Annotated in this window: 15 protein-coding genes; 9 read left to right on the top strand and 6 right to left on the bottom strand. The window is 68.2% G+C overall.

Annotated features, from left to right (window positions below):
- The first annotated feature begins 67 nt into the window (after positions 1–67).
- From J8J14_RS10620 to cysE, 4 genes are all read left to right on the top strand, one after another.
- Complete coding sequence (locus tag J8J14_RS10620) at positions 68–1,378, top strand: D-amino acid dehydrogenase (RefSeq protein WP_342452430.1); 1,311 nt, start codon at positions 68–70, stop codon at positions 1,376–1,378.
- A gap of 148 nt (positions 1,379–1,526) precedes the next feature.
- Positions 1,527–2,168: a peroxiredoxin gene (locus J8J14_RS10615; protein WP_209379473.1), complete on the top strand. Its 642-nt coding sequence runs from the start codon at positions 1,527–1,529 to the stop codon at positions 2,166–2,168.
- A 4-nt stretch (positions 2,169–2,172) separates the two neighbouring features.
- The gene (locus tag J8J14_RS10610) at positions 2,173–3,162 is read left to right on the top strand and encodes a cysteine synthase A (RefSeq protein ID WP_209379472.1); all 990 of its coding nucleotides are present in this window, start codon (positions 2,173–2,175) and stop codon (positions 3,160–3,162) included.
- Between the two features lie 9 nt (positions 3,163–3,171).
- On the top strand, positions 3,172–3,807 hold the full coding sequence (gene cysE, locus J8J14_RS10605; RefSeq protein ID WP_209379471.1) for a serine O-acetyltransferase: 636 nt from the start codon (positions 3,172–3,174) through the stop codon (positions 3,805–3,807).
- 77 nt (positions 3,808–3,884) lie between these two features.
- Here the strand turns inward: cysE and J8J14_RS10600 are convergent, their stop codons facing one another.
- Positions 3,885–4,502, bottom strand: coding sequence for an HD-GYP domain-containing protein (locus J8J14_RS10600; RefSeq protein ID WP_245215654.1), 618 nt, complete (start codon positions 4,500–4,502; stop codon positions 3,885–3,887).
- 133 nt (positions 4,503–4,635) lie between these two features.
- Positions 4,636–5,904: a M20 family metallo-hydrolase gene (locus J8J14_RS10595; RefSeq protein WP_209379469.1), complete on the bottom strand. Its 1,269-nt coding sequence runs from the start codon at positions 5,902–5,904 to the stop codon at positions 4,636–4,638.
- Between the two features lie 143 nt (positions 5,905–6,047).
- Between J8J14_RS10595 and J8J14_RS10590 the strand changes: the two genes are divergently transcribed.
- Positions 6,048–7,484 (top strand): SidA/IucD/PvdA family monooxygenase, encoded by a 1,437-nt coding sequence (locus J8J14_RS10590; RefSeq protein ID WP_209379468.1) that lies wholly within the window; start codon positions 6,048–6,050, stop codon positions 7,482–7,484.
- Complete coding sequence (gene uraH / locus J8J14_RS10585) at positions 7,481–7,828, top strand: hydroxyisourate hydrolase (protein WP_209379467.1); 348 nt, start codon at positions 7,481–7,483, stop codon at positions 7,826–7,828. The genes J8J14_RS10590 and uraH overlap by 4 nt, the downstream gene beginning before the upstream one ends.
- Here uraH and J8J14_RS10580 read toward each other — a convergent pair.
- A complete protein-coding gene (locus tag J8J14_RS10580) occupies positions 7,813–8,559 on the bottom strand; it encodes an SOS response-associated peptidase (RefSeq protein ID WP_209379466.1) in 747 nt (248 codons plus the stop codon). The two genes, uraH and J8J14_RS10580, sit on opposite strands and share 16 nt — an antisense overlap.
- 101 nt (positions 8,560–8,660) lie before the next feature.
- Here J8J14_RS10580 and J8J14_RS10575 point away from each other — a divergent pair, with 101 nt between their 5' ends.
- The gene (locus J8J14_RS10575) at positions 8,661–8,852 is read left to right on the top strand and encodes a CsbD family protein (protein WP_245215637.1); all 192 of its coding nucleotides are present in this window, start codon (positions 8,661–8,663) and stop codon (positions 8,850–8,852) included.
- A gap of 108 nt (positions 8,853–8,960) precedes the next feature.
- Here J8J14_RS10575 and J8J14_RS10570 read toward each other — a convergent pair whose 3' ends face one another.
- Positions 8,961–10,190 carry a polyhydroxyalkanoate depolymerase gene (locus J8J14_RS10570; protein WP_209379465.1) on the bottom strand — a complete coding sequence of 410 codons (1,230 nt, stop codon included), beginning with the start codon at positions 10,188–10,190 and terminating at the stop codon, positions 8,961–8,963.
- 237 nt (positions 10,191–10,427) lie between these two features.
- Between J8J14_RS10570 and J8J14_RS10565 the strand changes: the two genes are divergently transcribed.
- Complete coding sequence (locus J8J14_RS10565; protein ID WP_209379464.1) at positions 10,428–11,093, top strand: glutathione S-transferase; 666 nt, start codon at positions 10,428–10,430, stop codon at positions 11,091–11,093.
- A gap of 55 nt (positions 11,094–11,148) precedes the next feature.
- Here the strand turns inward: J8J14_RS10565 and J8J14_RS10560 are convergent, their stop codons facing one another.
- The gene (locus tag J8J14_RS10560; RefSeq protein ID WP_209379463.1) at positions 11,149–12,135 is read right to left on the bottom strand and encodes a Bug family tripartite tricarboxylate transporter substrate binding protein; all 987 of its coding nucleotides are present in this window, start codon (positions 12,133–12,135) and stop codon (positions 11,149–11,151) included.
- A 5-nt stretch (positions 12,136–12,140) separates the two neighbouring features.
- Entirely contained in the window at positions 12,141–13,142 is a 1,002-nt protein-coding gene (locus J8J14_RS10555) for a Bug family tripartite tricarboxylate transporter substrate binding protein (RefSeq protein WP_209379462.1), read from the bottom strand.
- A gap of 193 nt (positions 13,143–13,335) precedes the next feature.
- On the opposite strand from J8J14_RS10555, the gene J8J14_RS10550 reads away from it, so the two are divergent.
- Positions 13,336–15,117, top strand: coding sequence for a glucan ABC transporter ATP-binding protein/ permease (locus J8J14_RS10550; RefSeq protein ID WP_209379461.1), 1,782 nt, complete (start codon positions 13,336–13,338; stop codon positions 15,115–15,117).
- Positions 15,118–15,176: the final 59 nt, after the last annotated feature.

Below are 15,176 nucleotides of genomic sequence, written 5' to 3'. Positions count from 1 at the left end.
CATCGATCCTGGCGGCCTTGTGCCTCGGCCGGTAACACCCTCGCGGCGAACGGTCGGCCGGGTGCGGTTGCCTTCCGCCCCGAAACCCGCAACCTGCCGGCTTGTCAGACTGCGGGAGTCGTCGATGAAGGTCCTGGTCCTCGGCAGCGGGGTGATCGGCGTCACAACCGCCTGGTATCTCGCCCAGGCGGGACACGAGGTGGTGGTGATCGACCGCCAGGACGGTGCCGGGAAGGAGACGAGCTTCGCCAATGCAGGGCAGCTCTCCTACGGATATTCCTCTCCCTGGGCAGGGCCCGGCGTGCCGATGAAGGCGGTGAAGTGGCTGCTGATGCATCACCGCCCCTTCGTCCTCTGGCCGCGCCCGGACTGGGAGATGCTCTCCTGGCTCGCCCGCATGGCGGCGAACTGCACGGAGCGCGCCTATCGCCGGAACAAGGGGCGGATGGTGCGCGTGGCCGAGTACAGCCGCGTGGCCCTCGCCGCGCTGCGCGCCGAGACCGGGATCGAGTTCGACCACCGCGCGCGCGGCACGGTGCAGCTTTTCCGCACGCAGAAGCAGCTGGACCATGTGGGCGGCGACACGGCCGTGCTGGACGAGTATGGCGTGCCCTGGGAATTGCTGGACCCCGCCGCCTGCATCGCGGCCGAGCCCGCCCTGGCCCGCGTGAAGGACCGTTTCGTGGGTGGGCTGCGCCTGCCGCAGGACGAAACCGGCGATGCCTTCCTCTTCACCCAACGCCTGGCGGAGAGGGCGCGGGAAAAGGGAGTGGCCTTCCATCTGGGCGTCGGCATCGCCGGAATCCGCGCCGAGGGCGGCCGCGTGGTGGCGGTGGAGACCGATCATGGTGACTTCACCGCGGATGCCTATGTGGCGGCACTGGGCAGCCACACCCCGGCCATGCTGCGTCCCCTGGGGCTGCATCTGCCGGTCTATCCGATCAAGGGCTATTCCCTGACGCTGCCCGTGACGGAAGAGGCCGCGGCGCCCGTCTCCACGGTGATGGACGAGACCTACAAGATCGCCATCACCCGGCTGGGCGACCGGATCCGCGTCGGCGGCACGGCGGAGATCGCGGGCTTCAGCACATCGCTCCGCAAGCCACGGCGCGAGACGCTGGAGCATTCCGTGCGCGACCTCTTCCCCGATGGGGGCGATATCGGTGCCGCCCGCTTCTGGACGGGGCTGCGGCCCATGACCCCGGACGGCACCCCCATCATCGGCCAGACCCCCCTGGCCAATCTCTTCACCAATACCGGCCATGGCACGCTGGGTTGGACCATGGCCTGCGGCTCCGGGCGGGTGCTGGCCGATATCGTCTCCGGCCGCAGCCCTGACATCGATGTGACGGATCTCGGCCTCTCGCGCTACGGCTGATCCGGCCAGGGCGCGCCCCTTGGAAGGCGCGTCCGGACTGCCGACATCCGGGGCCGAGGAGCCGGAGTTGCGCGCTGGCGGCGGGTGGAAAAGTGGATTGACCCCGTGCTAGCGTCGTGAAATCGCCGGAACCACGGAGGAATTTCGCATGACGCTTCAGCTCGGGCAGGTCGCACCGGATTTCGAGGCCGAGACCACGGAGGGCCGGATCCGGTTCCATGAGTGGCTTGGCAACGCCTGGGGCGTGATTTTCAGCCATCCGAAGGACTACACGCCGGTCTGCACGACCGAGCTCGGTTACACCGCCAAGCTGAAGCCGGAATTCGACAAGCGCGGCGTGAAGGTGATCGGCCTCTCGGTCGATACGCTGGACCGGCATGAGGGCTGGAACCAGGATATCGCCGAGACGCAGGGGACGCCGGTGAACTTCCCCATGATCTCGGACCCCGACAAGAAGGTCGCGACCCTTTACGGCATGATCCATCCCGAGGCGGATGCGAGCGTGACGGTGCGGACGGTCTTCGTGATCGACCCGAACAAGAAGATCCGCCTCATGCTGATCTATCCGCCCAGTGCCGGCCGCAACTTCGATGAGGTGCTGCGGGTGATCGACAGCCTCCAGACGACCGACAGGCACAAGGTGGCCACCCCTGTGAACTGGCGCCCGGGCGAAAGGGCCATCGTGCTCGCCAGCCTGTCCGACGAGGACGCGAAGAAGCAGTTCCCCCAGGGCTTCACCGCCGAGAAGCCCTATCTGCGCTGGGTGGACATCAACGAGAGCAAGGCCTGAAACCGTGATCGCAACCGACTTCTGGGACGCGGTGGGCAATACGCCGCTCATCCGGCTCCGCCGCGCCTCCGAGGAAACGGGCTGCGAGATCCTCGGCAAGGCCGAGTTCATGAATCCCGGCGGCAGCGTGAAGGACCGCGCGGCCATCGGGATTCTCGGGGAGGCGGTGAAGCGGGGCCTCCTCACCCCGTTCCAGCCCGGGACGGTGGTGGAGGGGACGGCGGGAAACACCGGGATCGGGCTGGCGCTCGCGGCCAATGCGCGGGGCTGGAAGTCGGTCATCGTTGTGCCGCGCACGCAGAGCCAGGAGAAGCTGGACTTCCTGCGCATGATCGGCGCCGACCTGCGGCTGGTGGACCCGAAGCCGCTGGCCGATCCGAACCACTACGTGAACTATTCCCGCCGCTTGGCGGAGGAGATGGGCGCGGTCTGGGCGAATCAGTTCGGCAACAGCGCCAATGCCACGGCGCATGAGATGACCACGGGCGTTGAGATCTGGGAGCAGACGGGCGGGAAGATCGATGCCTTCACCTGCTCCTGCGGCACGGGCGGCACGCTGCATGGCACGGCTCGCGCGCTCAAGGCGAAGAAGCCCGGCGTGAAGATCGTGCTGGCCGATCCGCATGGCTCTGGCCTCTATTCCTGGGTCAAGAACGGCACCGTCTCCGCCGAGGGGAATTCCATCACCGAGGGCATTGGCCAGGCCAGCAAGGTGCCCGGCGTGCTGGAGGGCGCGCCGATCGACGACGCCGTCCGCATCTCCGATGCGGAGGCGCTGGAGCAGTGCTTTTCCCTTCTGAAGGAGGAGGGGCTGAGCGTTGGCGGCTCGGCCGGGTTGAATGTCGCCGCGGCGATCCGCGTGGCCAGGGATCTGGGGCCCGGGCACAGGGTGGTGACGGTGCTTTGCGATGGCGGGGCGCGCTACCAGTCCAAGCTTTTCAACCCGGATTTCCTGCGCGAGCGGAACCTGCCCGTTCCGTCCTGGCTGGCCTGACCTTCCCGCATGTTCCGCGAAACGCTGGATATCGCGCGCAGCATCAGGGCACGGGATCCGGCGCAGCCGACCTTCGCCGAGTCCATCCTCTGTTATGCGGGACTGCACGCCGTCATCTGGCATCGCCTTGCCAACCGGCTCTGGCGCGCGGGTTTCCGCGCGCCGGCACGCTGCGTCTCCCATTTCTCCCGCTTCCTGACGGGCATCGAGATCCATCCGGGCGCGCGGATCGGAAGGCGGCTCTTTATTGACCACGGCATGGGCGTCGTGATCGGGGAGACGGCGGAGATCGGCGACGACGTGCTGATCTATCACGGCGTGACCCTGGGCGGCCTGACCACGCAGCCCGGCAAGCGGCACCCCACGCTGGAAGATGGCGTGATCATCGGCGCCGGGGCGCAGGTGCTGGGGCCGATCCGCATCGGGCGCCACGCGCGCGTGGGGGCGAACGCCGTCTGCGTCGATGCCGTGCCTGACGGGGTGACGGTGGTGGGCATCCCCGCCCGGCCACCGGGCCGCCCCTGCACGGATCCCACGGCGGGTTATGGGATCGCACCGGGTATCCCCGATCCCGTGGCCGAGCAGATCGCGGCCTTGCGCGCGGAAATCGCGGCCATGAGGGAGCGGGATTCCCTCCGCGCCTGACGGGCACGGGACGCCGCCGGTGCCTCTCCGCTCCCGGAGGCCGGCGCCGTCCGTCTCCCGCCAGCCCGCCCTTGGTATCAGCTTCGCCCGGCTTCGTAGGTCCTGCGGAAGACCTCGGAATGGGCCGCGAACACGCCCAGGAGTTCAGGATCGAATTTCGCGGGCAGCGTCCGCCCGTTCGCATCGCCCTCAAGGATGAGGCGCATGGCCTGCTCGTGGCAGACCGGCGCCTTGTAGGGGCGCTCCTCCCGGATCGCGTCATACACGTCGCAGATCCCGGCGATCCGGGCCTCCCGCAGGATGCCCGTTCCGCGCAGCCCGTCGGGATAGCCGGATCCGTCCCAGCACTCATGGTGCTGCAGCGCGATGTCGGCCGCGAGCATCCCGACGGGATCGCCGGATTCCCGCAGGATCTCCGCCCCGAAGGCGGAATGCCGGCGCATGATCCGCCATTCCTCCTCGTCGAGCCGGCCTGGCTTGGAGAGGACGGATTCAGGGATCACCAGCTTGCCGATGTCATGCAGGCTGGCGGTGAAGGCCAGCACCTCCACATGCCCTGCCTCCAGCCCGAGCAGGCCGCCGAGGACGCCGCAAAGCCGACCGACGCGCTCCTCATGGTCGAGCAGCTTCCGCGAACGGAGGCGCTCAGCCGCGGCGAGGGAGCCCCGAACGGCCTTTGCGAAGTCTGATATCATCACGCTGCTTTCGGCAGGCCGGGGCGACACGCTGTCGCCACGCGCCACCCCTCTGCCTGCGACCGCTTGCTGCGGCCAAGTCAGGACATCTACTTAAGAGGATCGGATGGCGGGGCGGCAGCCGCCCCGCCACCTAGCTGTTGGCCAGCTTGGCCAGGGTCGCGGCCAGTACCCGCGCGCCCGCCGCCAGCTGACCGGGTTCCGAATACTCGGCCGGATTGTGGCTCACGCCGTTCCGGCAGGGCACGAAGATCATGCCGGTGGGGCAGATCGGCACCATGAACTGCGCGTCGTGGAAGGCGCCGCTCGGCAGGCGGATGCTGGAGAGACCCTGGGCGGCGGCCGCATCCTCCACCGCATCGGTCACCAGACCGTCGAACTCCACGGGCAGGGCGTGGAAGCGCTCGGTCACCGTCACCTCGCAGCCCTTGATGGCGCTGCGGATCGTCGGTTCGATCGCGTCGCCATTGGCGATCAGCATGTCCTTGTCCGGGTGGCGGAAATCGATTGTGAAGCGCACGATATCGGCCACGGTGTTGGAGGTATTGGGCAGGACCTCGATGCGGCCGACGGTGAAGCGCAGCACATCCGTCGGGTCGGTCATCAACGCGTTCAGCGCGGTCACCGCGCGGATCATGTCCTGCACCGCGTCCTTGCGGAGGGAGAGGGGGGCGGTGCCGGCATGGGCCGTCTCGCCGCGCAATTCCACGAGGAACCAGCGGCTGCCCTGGATGCCGGTGACCACGCCGATATCCTTGCCTTCCACTTCCAGCCGCGGGCCCTGCTCGATATGGGCCTCCACATAGGCGAAGGGCTTCCCGCCTAGGGGGCGGCGCGCGATGTCGGCCTCGGCTTTCAGATGCTCGTCCAGGGCCTGACGGAAGGAAATGCCCTCGGGATCCGTCACGGCATCCCAGCTGTTGGAGGGCTTGTAATGGGCATAGGCCATGCTCCCCATGCAGCCCGGGGCGAAGCGGCCGCCCTCCTCATTCGTCCAGGCCACGATCTCGATCGGGCGCTGGGTGGCGATGCCGGCCTCGCGGATGGCCTGCACCGCCTCCAGCCCCGCGATCACGCCCCAGATACCGTCGAAGCGGCCGCCATTCGGCTGGGTGTCCATATGGCTGCCCGTCATCACCGGGGCTGCGCCGGGATCCGTGCCCTCGTGCCGGAGAAAGAGGTTGCCGATCTCATCGGCCGAAACCGAAAGGCCCAGGCCTTCCGCCCAGTCGATGAGAAGGCGCCGCGCCTCGCGGTCCAGCGGGGTGAGGCAGGCGCGGTTCACGCCCGGCGCGCCATCGGCGCCGGTGATGGCGCCGAGTTTGGCCATCTGCATCAGCCGGTCCCATTGCCGGGCCTCATCCACGGCCGCGATCAGGTTGGGGGCGGTGCTGGCGCTCATCGGTGTCCTTCCGGCGGGTAGGGTTCCGGCATTTGCGGCGCGCCAGCCCGCGAGATCAACCCGCCCATGACGTTTTCGGGCAAGCCGCCCCCGGCACGGGCCATGCTAGACCCTGGCCGTAACCCGAACACCCGGAAACCAGCATGCCGGACCCGACCGCCCTTTCCCGACTGGCCGAGGAGGCAAGGCAACAACTCGCCCTGCTCGACTATCCCCGCCACCCCTGGGTTCCGTCCCATGGGGAGGACGTTCTCGACGTGGCGATCATCGGCGCGGGGCAGACCGGGCTGGTGACCGCCTTCGGCCTGCTGCGGGAAAGGGTGCAACATGTCCGGGTCTTCGATGCCGCCCCAGAGGGCGGCACGGGGGTGTGGACCACCTTTGCCCGGATGCGGACGCTGCGGACGCCCAAGCATGTCACCGGGCCGGATCTCGGCATCCCCGCGCTTACCCCGCGTGCCTTCTTCTCGGCCCGAGATGGAGCGGAAGCCTGGGAGGCGCTGCACAAGATCGGGCGGGTGGACTGGCAGGCCTATCTGGACTGGCTTCAGGCGACCCTCGGATTGCCGGTCACGCATGGCCATCGCCTGCTGCGGATCGGGCGAACGGGTCCGCAGGACCCGCTGGAGCTGGTCTTCGGCACGGCCGCGGGAGAGGTGGTGCTGCGTGCCCGGAAGCTGGTGTTGGCCACCGGAATGGATGGCATGGGCGGCTGGGTGGTTCCCGCGCCCTTCGACAGGCTTCCGGCTGCCAGGGTCTCCCACACCTCCGGCCCCGTGGATTTCGCCGCGCTCGCGGGCAAGCGCGTGCTGGTCGTCGGGGCGGGCGCATCGGCCTTCGACAATCTCGCCACGGCGCTGGAGGCGGGTGCCGGCAGAGGCATCATGCTTGTGCGCCGTGCCCGGATGCCCCGGGTGAACCCCTTCCGCTGGATGGAGCAGTCCGGCTTCCTCGGCCAGCTCTATGCCATGCCGGATGCGCTGCGCTGGCGCTTCATGCAGCACATCTTCGCCCTGAACCAGCCGCCGCCGCAGGAATCCTGGGATCGCATCTGCCAGGACCCACGCTTCGAGCTTCACATGGGCAGCCCGGTCCTCGACCTGCGCGAGGAGGCGGGGGAGGTGGTGGTGACCACCCCGCACGGGGAGCATCGGGCGGATCACGTCATCATCGGCACCGGCACCGCCTTCGATCTTTCGCTCCGGCCGGAGCTGGCGGGACTCGCGGACCAGGTGCTCCTCTGGCGCGATGCCTATGTGCCGCCGCCGGGCCTGGAGCATGCGGCCCTGGGTGCCTGCCCCTATCTGCGGGAGGACTTCTCGCTGCGGGAGAAATCACCGGGTGCCGCGCCGTTCCTGCAGCATATCCACATGATCAACTACGGCTCCGTGGCCTCGATGGGGCTTTCCGGCGCCTCGATCAGCGGCATGAAATACGGCACCGCGCGCCTGGTGGACGGGATCTCCCGCCGGCTCTGGCTGGAGGATGCCGGCCATCACCTGGAAAGCCTGCTGACCTATGCCGAAGAGGAGCTGACCTGCGTGATCCCACAGGAACTGCCTGCCCTGGCCGCCGAATGAAGCCCTCCGCCCTTTCCACCCATGTGCTGGACACGGCGAATGGCATCCCCGCCGCGGGCATGGCGCTGGAATTCTGGCGCATGGAGCCCGTGCCCGTGCTGCTCGCCCAGGCCGTGACCAATGCCGATGGCCGGACCGACGCGCCACTGCTTTCCCCAGAAGGGTTCCGCCCCGGGCGCTACGAGCTGCGCTTCGACGTGGGCGGGTATTTCGCCGCGCGCGGGGAGGATGCCGGTTATCTCGGCACGGTGGTGATCAATGTCGGGCTGCGCGAGGGATCTGGGCACTACCATGTGCCGCTGCTCTGCTCGCCCTGGTCCTATTCCACCTATCGGGGCTCATAGGGAGAGGGATCATCCAGCCCTTCCGGTGCCCCCACGCTCCGGTCGGGCAGGATCAGCGCCGCGTCATTCTCGGAAACCTTGTTCGCCCGCTTGTCCACAGGCCAGCAGGCCAGCCATTCGGGCGGGCAGGGACGCAGCAGGTCCTGCAGCGCCTCCGGTTCCGCCGCTTCCTCGCCCAGCCAGGCCGCCCAGGCCTCACGCGGCAGGATCACGGGCATGCGGTGGTGCAGGGGCGCCTGCTTCGGGTTCGCCTCGGTGGTGATGATGGAATAGGTCCGGAGCCAGTTGCCCTCCGGGTCCTTCCAGCCCTCCCAGATGCCGGCGAAGCTCATCGGCTCCCCATTCGCCAGCGCCACGGCGAAGGGCTGCTTCGGGTCCCTTGGCCGCGCCTCCTTGGGGGAGAGCCATTCATAGAAGCCGTCCGCGGGCACGATGCAGCGGCGGCGGGCGAAGGCATCGCGGAAGGAGGGCTTCTCGGCCACACCGTCCGCCCGCGCATTGATCAGCCGCGCGCCATCCTTCGCGTCCTTTGCCCAGCGCGGCACCAAGCCCCAGCGCAGCAAGTCGATCCGCCGCTCGCCCGTCTCAGGATGGCGGCGCAGCACCGCCCCATCCTGGGTCGGCGCCATGTTCCAGTTCGGGGCGAAGTTCGGCAGCGGGCTGCCGGCCGGCAGGTCATAGTAGCGCGCCAGCCCGGCCGGATCGCGCTGAAGGAAATACCGCCCGCACATCTGGCCCCGTTTCCCTCCGTGATGTTGCAACACGTATCGGCGGGCAACCCAAGGCCCGTCCGGACCGTTCTTGATCCAGGTTAAACAAGAGGAGATCGGTTATGGCGATCGACAAGGATCGGGTCGAGGGTTCCCTCAAGCAGGCTGGCGGCGCCATCAAGGAGAATGTTGGCGCGGCGGTCGGTGACAAGAAGATGGAGGCCGAGGGCGCGGCCAAGCGCGCCGAGGGCAAGGTCCAGAACGCCGCTGGCGGCGCCAAGGACGCGGTGCGCGACGCGACCAACACTCGCTGACACCAGCGCACCCATCGGTGAAGGCGGGTCGTCCCCTGGACGGCCCGCCTTTTCCATGGCTGCGCTCACCAATCCCACCTGAGGTAGAGGGATGGACCGCCTGGCGCCTCAGGAATGCGCCTCGATCATGGCGCGCACCTTGGGATAGACCTCGTTCTTCCAGCGCCGCCCGCTGAACACCCCGTAATGGCCTGCACCGGTCTGCAGGTGGTGGTGGCGGTTGGCCAGGGGGATATTGGGGCAGAGATCCAGCGCGGCCATGGTTTGACCGACGGCGCAGATATCGTCCCGCTCGCCCTCCACCGTCATCAGCGCCGTGCGGCGGATGGCCTCGGGGCGGACAACCCGGCCCCGATGGATCAGCTCCCCGCGGGGCAGGTCATGATCCTGGAAGATGCGGCGCACGGTCTCCAGGTAGTATTCCGCCGGCAGGTCCATGACCGCGAAATACTCATCGTAGAAGCGCCGGTGGGCCTCTGCCGCCTCGGTATTGCCGGCGACGATGTTGTCGAACTGGGTCCGGTGCGCCTTCAGGTGCCGGTCCATGTTCATGGACATGAAGGCCTGCAGCTGGACCGCGCCGGGATAGACCCGGCGCCCGGCGCCGGCATAGCGCGCCGGCACGGTGCCGATCAGGTTCCGCTCGAACCAGCCGATGGGCTTGGAGTTCGCCAGCTCGTTCACCTTGGTCGGGCTGACTCGGGTGTCGATCGGCCCGGCCATCAGCGTCATGGTGGCGGGGGTGGCGCGGTTGCGGTCCTCCGCCATGATGGAGACGGCGGCGAGGGTGGCGGGCGCGGGCTGGCAGACGGCAAGGACATGACCGCCGGGCCCGATCACCTCCAGGAAGCGGATGATGTGGTCCGTGAAGTCGTCGAAGCCGAATTCCCCGGCGGAGAGGGGGATGTCCCGGGCGTTCACCCAATCCGTGATGTAGACATCGTGATCAGGCAGCAGCACCTCCACCGTGCCGCGCAGCAGGGTGGAGAAATGCCCGGACATCGGCGCGACCACCAGGATACGCGGCTGCTGGACCGGGCTGTCCTTGGCGAAGCGGAGAAGGCTGCCGAAGGGCGTCTCGTCCACCACCTCCTCCGTGACCTCAACCTCCCGGTTTCCCACCCGGGCGGTGGTGAAGCCGTATGAGGGGCGGGTGTGGGTGGTGCGGGCCTGGGCAACCATTTCCATGGTGGCGCTGGCGCTGCGGAGGAGAGGGGCGGCGAGCGGGAAGGTGGCCGTCAGTGGCTCCCAGTGCCGCAGAAGCCGGCCAGCGCTTTCCGCGAAGGCCTGGATAGGGAACTGGATATCCTGCTGCGCCTGCCAGAGCTGGTAGATCATGCAGTCGGGAACGGTCGGTTCAGGCGCATGTGATTGGAACGGCCATACCACGCTTCTGGTTTGCTCACGGTTCCGTATGGTGGTGACTTCGCACGTCCGGGTCAACGCCCAGGCTCCAGCTGCCGGGCCGGGAGCCTCTCTGTCCCTTGCGCTGGCTCAAGGAAGGGCTGGAACGGTTCTGGCATGCAAAGCCCTGGGCGCCCGCGGGAAATGGCGCCGGCAAGGGGAATTTACGCGATGGAACAGGCCCGGCTCCTGATCAGCAGCCGAAACTACTCATCCTGGTCGCTGCGCGGCTTTCTCCTGGCACGGCTGGCCGGGCTCGACTTCCGGGTGGAAAGGGTGGACATCGAGGATGCCGTGGCACGGGCGGAACTGCTCCTCCAGGCATCCTCGATCCGCATCCCCTGCCTGCTGCATGAGGATCTGCGGATCTGGGACACGATGGCGATCGCCGGCTACCTGGACGAGATCCGCCCCGAGGCAGGGCTATTGCCCCGGGACCGGGCGGCGCGTGCCCGGTGCCGCTCCATCTCCGGCGAGATGCATGCGGGCTTCCAGGCGCTCCGGGCCTCCCTGCCGATGAATCTGCGGGCGCATCGGCAGGGCTTCCGGGTATGGGCCGGGCCCCGGGCCGATATCGACCGTATCCTCTCCATCTGGCGGGACTGCCTGGGAAACTGGGGTGGTCCCTGGCTTTTCGGGGAGAGCCCCTGCATGGGGGACGCCATGTACGCCCCCGTGGTGACCCGCTTTCTCACCTATGACGTGAAGCTGGAGGGGGGCTGCGCCGCCTATGCCCGGACCGTGATGGAATGGGCGCCGATGGCGGAGTGGGTGGCCGCCGCGAAGGAGGAGCCGGAGCCCCCGATCCATGAGCTGGAGGTAGAGGCGGAGTTCTGAGCCGCCTGAGACGGGGCCCGGGGAAAGGCGCTTCCCCGGGCCGCCGCCTGCCGGATCAGTCGAGCTTTGCCCCGGCCGCCTTCACCACCTCGCGCCATTTGTCATTCTCGGCGGCGATGTAGCGGTCGAACTCGGCCGGGCCGAGGGGCTTCGGGTTGCTGCCGATCTCGCGCAACCGCTCGACCACGGCCGGCTCGGCCAGGATCTGGGCCACGAGCCCCGACAGCCTCTCGACGATCGGGCGCGGGGTGCGGGCCGGGGCCTGGAAGCCGAACCAGGCCACCGCCTCGAAGCCCGAGACGCCAGCCTCCTGCACCGTCGGCACCTCCGGAAGGGAGAACCAGCGGTTCGCCGAGGTCACGGCCAGGGCGCGCAGGCGGCCCTCCCTGATATGGGGCAGGTAGCTCGGAAGATTGTCGACCGAGAGGTCCACGCGCCCGGCCAGGAGGTCGGGGACGATCTGGGAGGTGCCCCGATAGGGGATATGAGTGAGGTTCACCCCCGTCTTGGTCTTCAGGTACTCACCGCTCAGATGGCCGGAGGTCCCGTTGCCCGGTGTCCCGTAGTTCAGCTCCCCCGGCTTGGCCTTCGCGGCAGTCAGGAGGTCTTGCAGCGTCCGGTGCGGGGAGCTCGCGCTGACGGCGATGACGTTCGCCACCTCGTTGATCAGCGCGATGCTCGTCAGGTCCTTGGCCGGGTCATAGGGCAGGCGCGTGTAAAGGAACTGGTTGATGCTGGCCGTGCCGATGGTGCAGGTCAGCAGCGTGTAGCCATCCGGGTCGGCCTTCGCGACCATGTCGCTGCCGATGTTGCCACCCGCGCCCGGGCGATTGTCGATCACCACGGGCTGGCCGAGCAGGGTGGCCAGACGCTCGGACACCACCCGCGCCGTCAGGTCCGTCGCGCCACCCGCGGGGAAGGGAACAACCATGCGGATGGAGCGGCTTGGATAGTTGGATCCCTGCGCCCGCAGCGTTGCCGGGGCGGCGAGGGCGGGCAGGGCAAGCAGCGTGCTGCGCCGCGTGATGGGTCCTAGCGTCATCTGGTTTACTCCACCTGTGCGCCCGACTTCCGGACCACGTCACCCCATTTGCGGATCTCGGCCCGCACGAAGTTGGTGTAGGCGGCGGGCGAGGTGCCGCCATCCGGAGTCAGGTCGGGGGTCATGCCGCCCAGATCGGCGATCTTCGCCTTCGTGGCCGGCTCCTTGAGGATAGCGTCGATCTCCGCCCCCAGCTTCTCCACGATGGGGCGGGGGGTGCGGGCCGGCGCCTGGATGCCGAACCAGCCCGTGGCCTCCACGCCGGGGAAACCTTCCTCGGCGGTGGTGGGCACATCGGGCAGGGCCGGGGTGCGGGACTTCGTGGTTACGGCCAGGGCTCGCAGGCGCCCGTCCCGGATATGGCCGATGGCGGAGGGCAGGTTGTCCACCCCTACCTCGATGCGCCCGGCCATCACGTCGATCATCATGGGGCCGGCGCCGCGGAAGGGAACATGGGCGATCTGCACGCCCGCTTCCATCTTCAGCAGCTCGCCCGTGACGTGCAGCGAGGTGCCGGCGCCCGAGGAACCGAAATTCAGCTTGTTCGGGTTGGCCTTCGCATAGGCCACCAGTTCCCGGAGGGTCTTCACGGGCAGGGAAGGGGTGACGAAGATCACGTTCGGCACTCGCGTCACCAGCCCCACCTCGACCAGGTCGTCCGGCTTGTAGGGGATGCGGCCCTCATAGAGCGTGTAGTTGATCGCGCCGCTGGAGACGGTCTGCATCAGCAGCGTGTAGCCGTCCGGCTCCGCCTTCGCGACGAAGTCCGAGCCCACATTGCCGCCGGCGCCCGGGCGGTTCTCCACCGTGAAGGGCTGGCCGAGGCGGGACTGGAGCCGCTCGGCCATGATCCGCGCCGCCACATCGGTGGTCCCGGCCGGGGTGAAGGGCACGACGAGCCGCACGGGCCGGGTGGGATAGGCGGAGGCCCCGGATTGCGCGCGGGCGAGGCCGGGCAGGAGCGCGAGGGCGGGCGCGGCGAGGGCCGCGCGGCGGGACAGGGTCATGACATCCTCCTCAAGGGTGCCGCAGGCGGGGTTATCCCCTTCTTCGAGTCGCGGCCGTTCGGGGGAACAGGTGCCGTGCCTCGGCCCTCCTTGCAAGGGCAAGCCGACCGTCCTTCCCTGCTGCATCCGATCCCGCGCTGTGGCGTTCGCCCCGTGTTCGGGTTCGGCGGCCTGCGAAGGGGAACGGAAGGGCATGGGGTTTCTGCAGACCTATGCACGGGTGCTCGGGCTGCTTGCCCCCGACAAGTGGGTGGCCATGGGGCTGGCTTTGGCCGCCCTGGCCCTCGCCGGGCTGCAGTTCCTTGAGCCTGTGCTGTTCGGCCGTGTGGTGGACGTGCTCTCCAGCGCGAGCCGGCTGCCCGAGGATGAGGTGTGGCGCCAGGCCATCTCCCTCCTCGTGGTCTGGGCGGCGGTCGGCCTTACCGGGATAGCGGCCAATGTCGCGGTCAGCCTCCTGGCGGACCGCATGGCGCACCGCAACCGGCTGGCCGTGATGCACCGCTATTTCCAGCATGTGCTCGCCATGCCGCTCTCCTTTCACGGGGACACGGCTTCCGGCCGGCTGATGAAAATCATGCTGGTGGGCACGGACCACCTCTTCGCGATATGGCTTTCCTTCTTCCGCGAGCACCTTGTCACCTTCATCACTGGCCTTGTGCTGCTGCCCCTGACCTTCCTCATGAACTGGCGGCTGGCTCTCGTGCTGCTGGCGCTGGTGATCGTCTTCATCATCGTTGCTGCCTTCGTGGTCAGCCGGACCCAGGAAGCGCAGGAGAAGGTGGAGGATTACCAGAGCCGCCTGGCCGGCAATGCGCAGGATGCGCTCTCCAACGTGGTGGTGGTGCAATCCTTCACGCGCATAACGGCCGAGGCGAAGCTGTTCGGCGATATCATGCGGCAGGTGCTGGACCACCAGTTTCCCGTGCTGAACTGGTGGGCGGTGGTGTCGGTGCTCACGAGTTCCGCGAGCACGATCAGCGTGATCACCATTTTCATGCTCGGTACCTGGCTGCACATGAACGGCCAAGCCAGCGTGGGCGAGATCGTCACCTTCATGGGCTTCGCCACCATGCTGATCGGCCGGCTGGAGGGAGCGGTAGGCTTCGTTTCCCGGCTGCTGATGCAGGTGCCCGGCCTGCGGGAGGTCTTCTCCGTTCTTGATGCCCGTACCAGCGTGCCGGAGAAGCCCGGCGCGCTCGATCTTCCGCGGGCTCAGGGCGAGGTGGTGTTCGAGCATGTCGCCTTCGGCTATCCCGGCGGCGGGTTGATCCTGAACGATGTGAGCTTCGAGGCGGCGCCCGGGAAGACCGTGGCCCTGGTGGGTCAGACCGGCGCGGGCAAGTCCACGGCCATGTCGCTGCTGCAGCGCCTGTGGGACCCGGTGGATGGCAGGATCACCATCGACGGCCATGACCTCCGGGACATCTCGCTGGAGAGCCTGCGGCGGAATGTCGGCGTGGTGTTCCAGGATGCCATGCTGTTCAACCGAACCATCCGCGAGAACCTGCTGATCGGCCGCCCGGATGCGACGCAGGAGGAAATCGAGCAGGCCTGCCGCATGGCCGAGGCGCATGACTTCATCATCCGCCAGCCCCAGGGCTACGACACACGGGTGGGGGAGCGCGGAGCGAGCCTTTCCGGCGGGCAGAAGCAGCGCCTGTCCATCGCCCGCGCCCTGATGAAGGATCCGCCGATCCTCATTCTGGACGAGGCGACCAGCGCCCTGGACGCGGCCACGGAGGCGCGGGTGCAGAAGGCGCTGCAGGTGCTGATGAACGGGCGCACCACCTTCATCATCGCCCATCGCCTCTCCACCATCCGCGATGCCGACGAGATCCTGGTGTTCGAGCATGGCAAGATCGTCGAGCGCGGCAGTTTCAGCGAGCTGGTGGCGCTGGGCGGGCGCTTCGCGGAACTTGTGCGAACCCAGCTTTCAGGCCCGGAGACGAAGAAGCCCGACCCCGTGGCGACGTGAAGCGCCGCCCCGTTCGGCAGCGCCTTCACGCCGCTGTGAGAGCCACTCTTTCCGCTTGC

Origin of the sequence: Pararoseomonas baculiformis (assembly GCF_017813395.1) — a bacterium.
Taxonomy (GTDB): domain Bacteria; phylum Pseudomonadota; class Alphaproteobacteria; order Acetobacterales; family Acetobacteraceae; genus Roseomonas; species Roseomonas baculiformis.
Note: the sequence above shows the minus strand (reverse complement) of the source record. Positions and strands in the feature narration are given on the sequence as shown.

What these genes read in the sequence shown, in the direction of transcription:
- J8J14_RS10615 (WP_209379473.1), top strand. Translation starts at nt 1,527, where the DNA reads ATGACGCTTCAGCTCGGGCAGGTCGCACCGGATTTCGAGGCCGAGACC.
- cysE (WP_209379471.1), top strand. Translation starts at nt 3,172, where the DNA reads ATGTTCCGCGAAACGCTGGATATCGCGCGCAGCATCAGGGCACGGGAT.
- J8J14_RS10600 (WP_245215654.1), bottom strand. Translation starts at nt 4,502, where the DNA reads ATGATATCAGACTTCGCAAAGGCCGTTCGGGGCTCCCTCGCCGCGGCT.
- J8J14_RS10595 (WP_209379469.1), bottom strand. Translation starts at nt 5,904, where the DNA reads ATGAGCGCCAGCACCGCCCCCAACCTGATCGCGGCCGTGGATGAGGCC.
- J8J14_RS10590 (WP_209379468.1), top strand. Translation starts at nt 6,048, where the DNA reads ATGCCGGACCCGACCGCCCTTTCCCGACTGGCCGAGGAGGCAAGGCAA.
- uraH (WP_209379467.1), top strand. Translation starts at nt 7,481, where the DNA reads ATGAAGCCCTCCGCCCTTTCCACCCATGTGCTGGACACGGCGAATGGC.
- J8J14_RS10580 (WP_209379466.1), bottom strand. Translation starts at nt 8,559, where the DNA reads ATGTGCGGGCGGTATTTCCTTCAGCGCGATCCGGCCGGGCTGGCGCGC.
- J8J14_RS10575 (WP_245215637.1), top strand. Translation starts at nt 8,661, where the DNA reads ATGGCGATCGACAAGGATCGGGTCGAGGGTTCCCTCAAGCAGGCTGGC.
- J8J14_RS10570 (WP_209379465.1), bottom strand. Translation starts at nt 10,190, where the DNA reads ATGATCTACCAGCTCTGGCAGGCGCAGCAGGATATCCAGTTCCCTATC.
- J8J14_RS10565 (WP_209379464.1), top strand. Translation starts at nt 10,428, where the DNA reads ATGGAACAGGCCCGGCTCCTGATCAGCAGCCGAAACTACTCATCCTGG.
- J8J14_RS10560 (WP_209379463.1), bottom strand. Translation starts at nt 12,135, where the DNA reads ATGACGCTAGGACCCATCACGCGGCGCAGCACGCTGCTTGCCCTGCCC.
- J8J14_RS10555 (WP_209379462.1), bottom strand. Translation starts at nt 13,142, where the DNA reads ATGACCCTGTCCCGCCGCGCGGCCCTCGCCGCGCCCGCCCTCGCGCTC.
- J8J14_RS10550 (WP_209379461.1), top strand. Translation starts at nt 13,336, where the DNA reads ATGGGGTTTCTGCAGACCTATGCACGGGTGCTCGGGCTGCTTGCCCCC.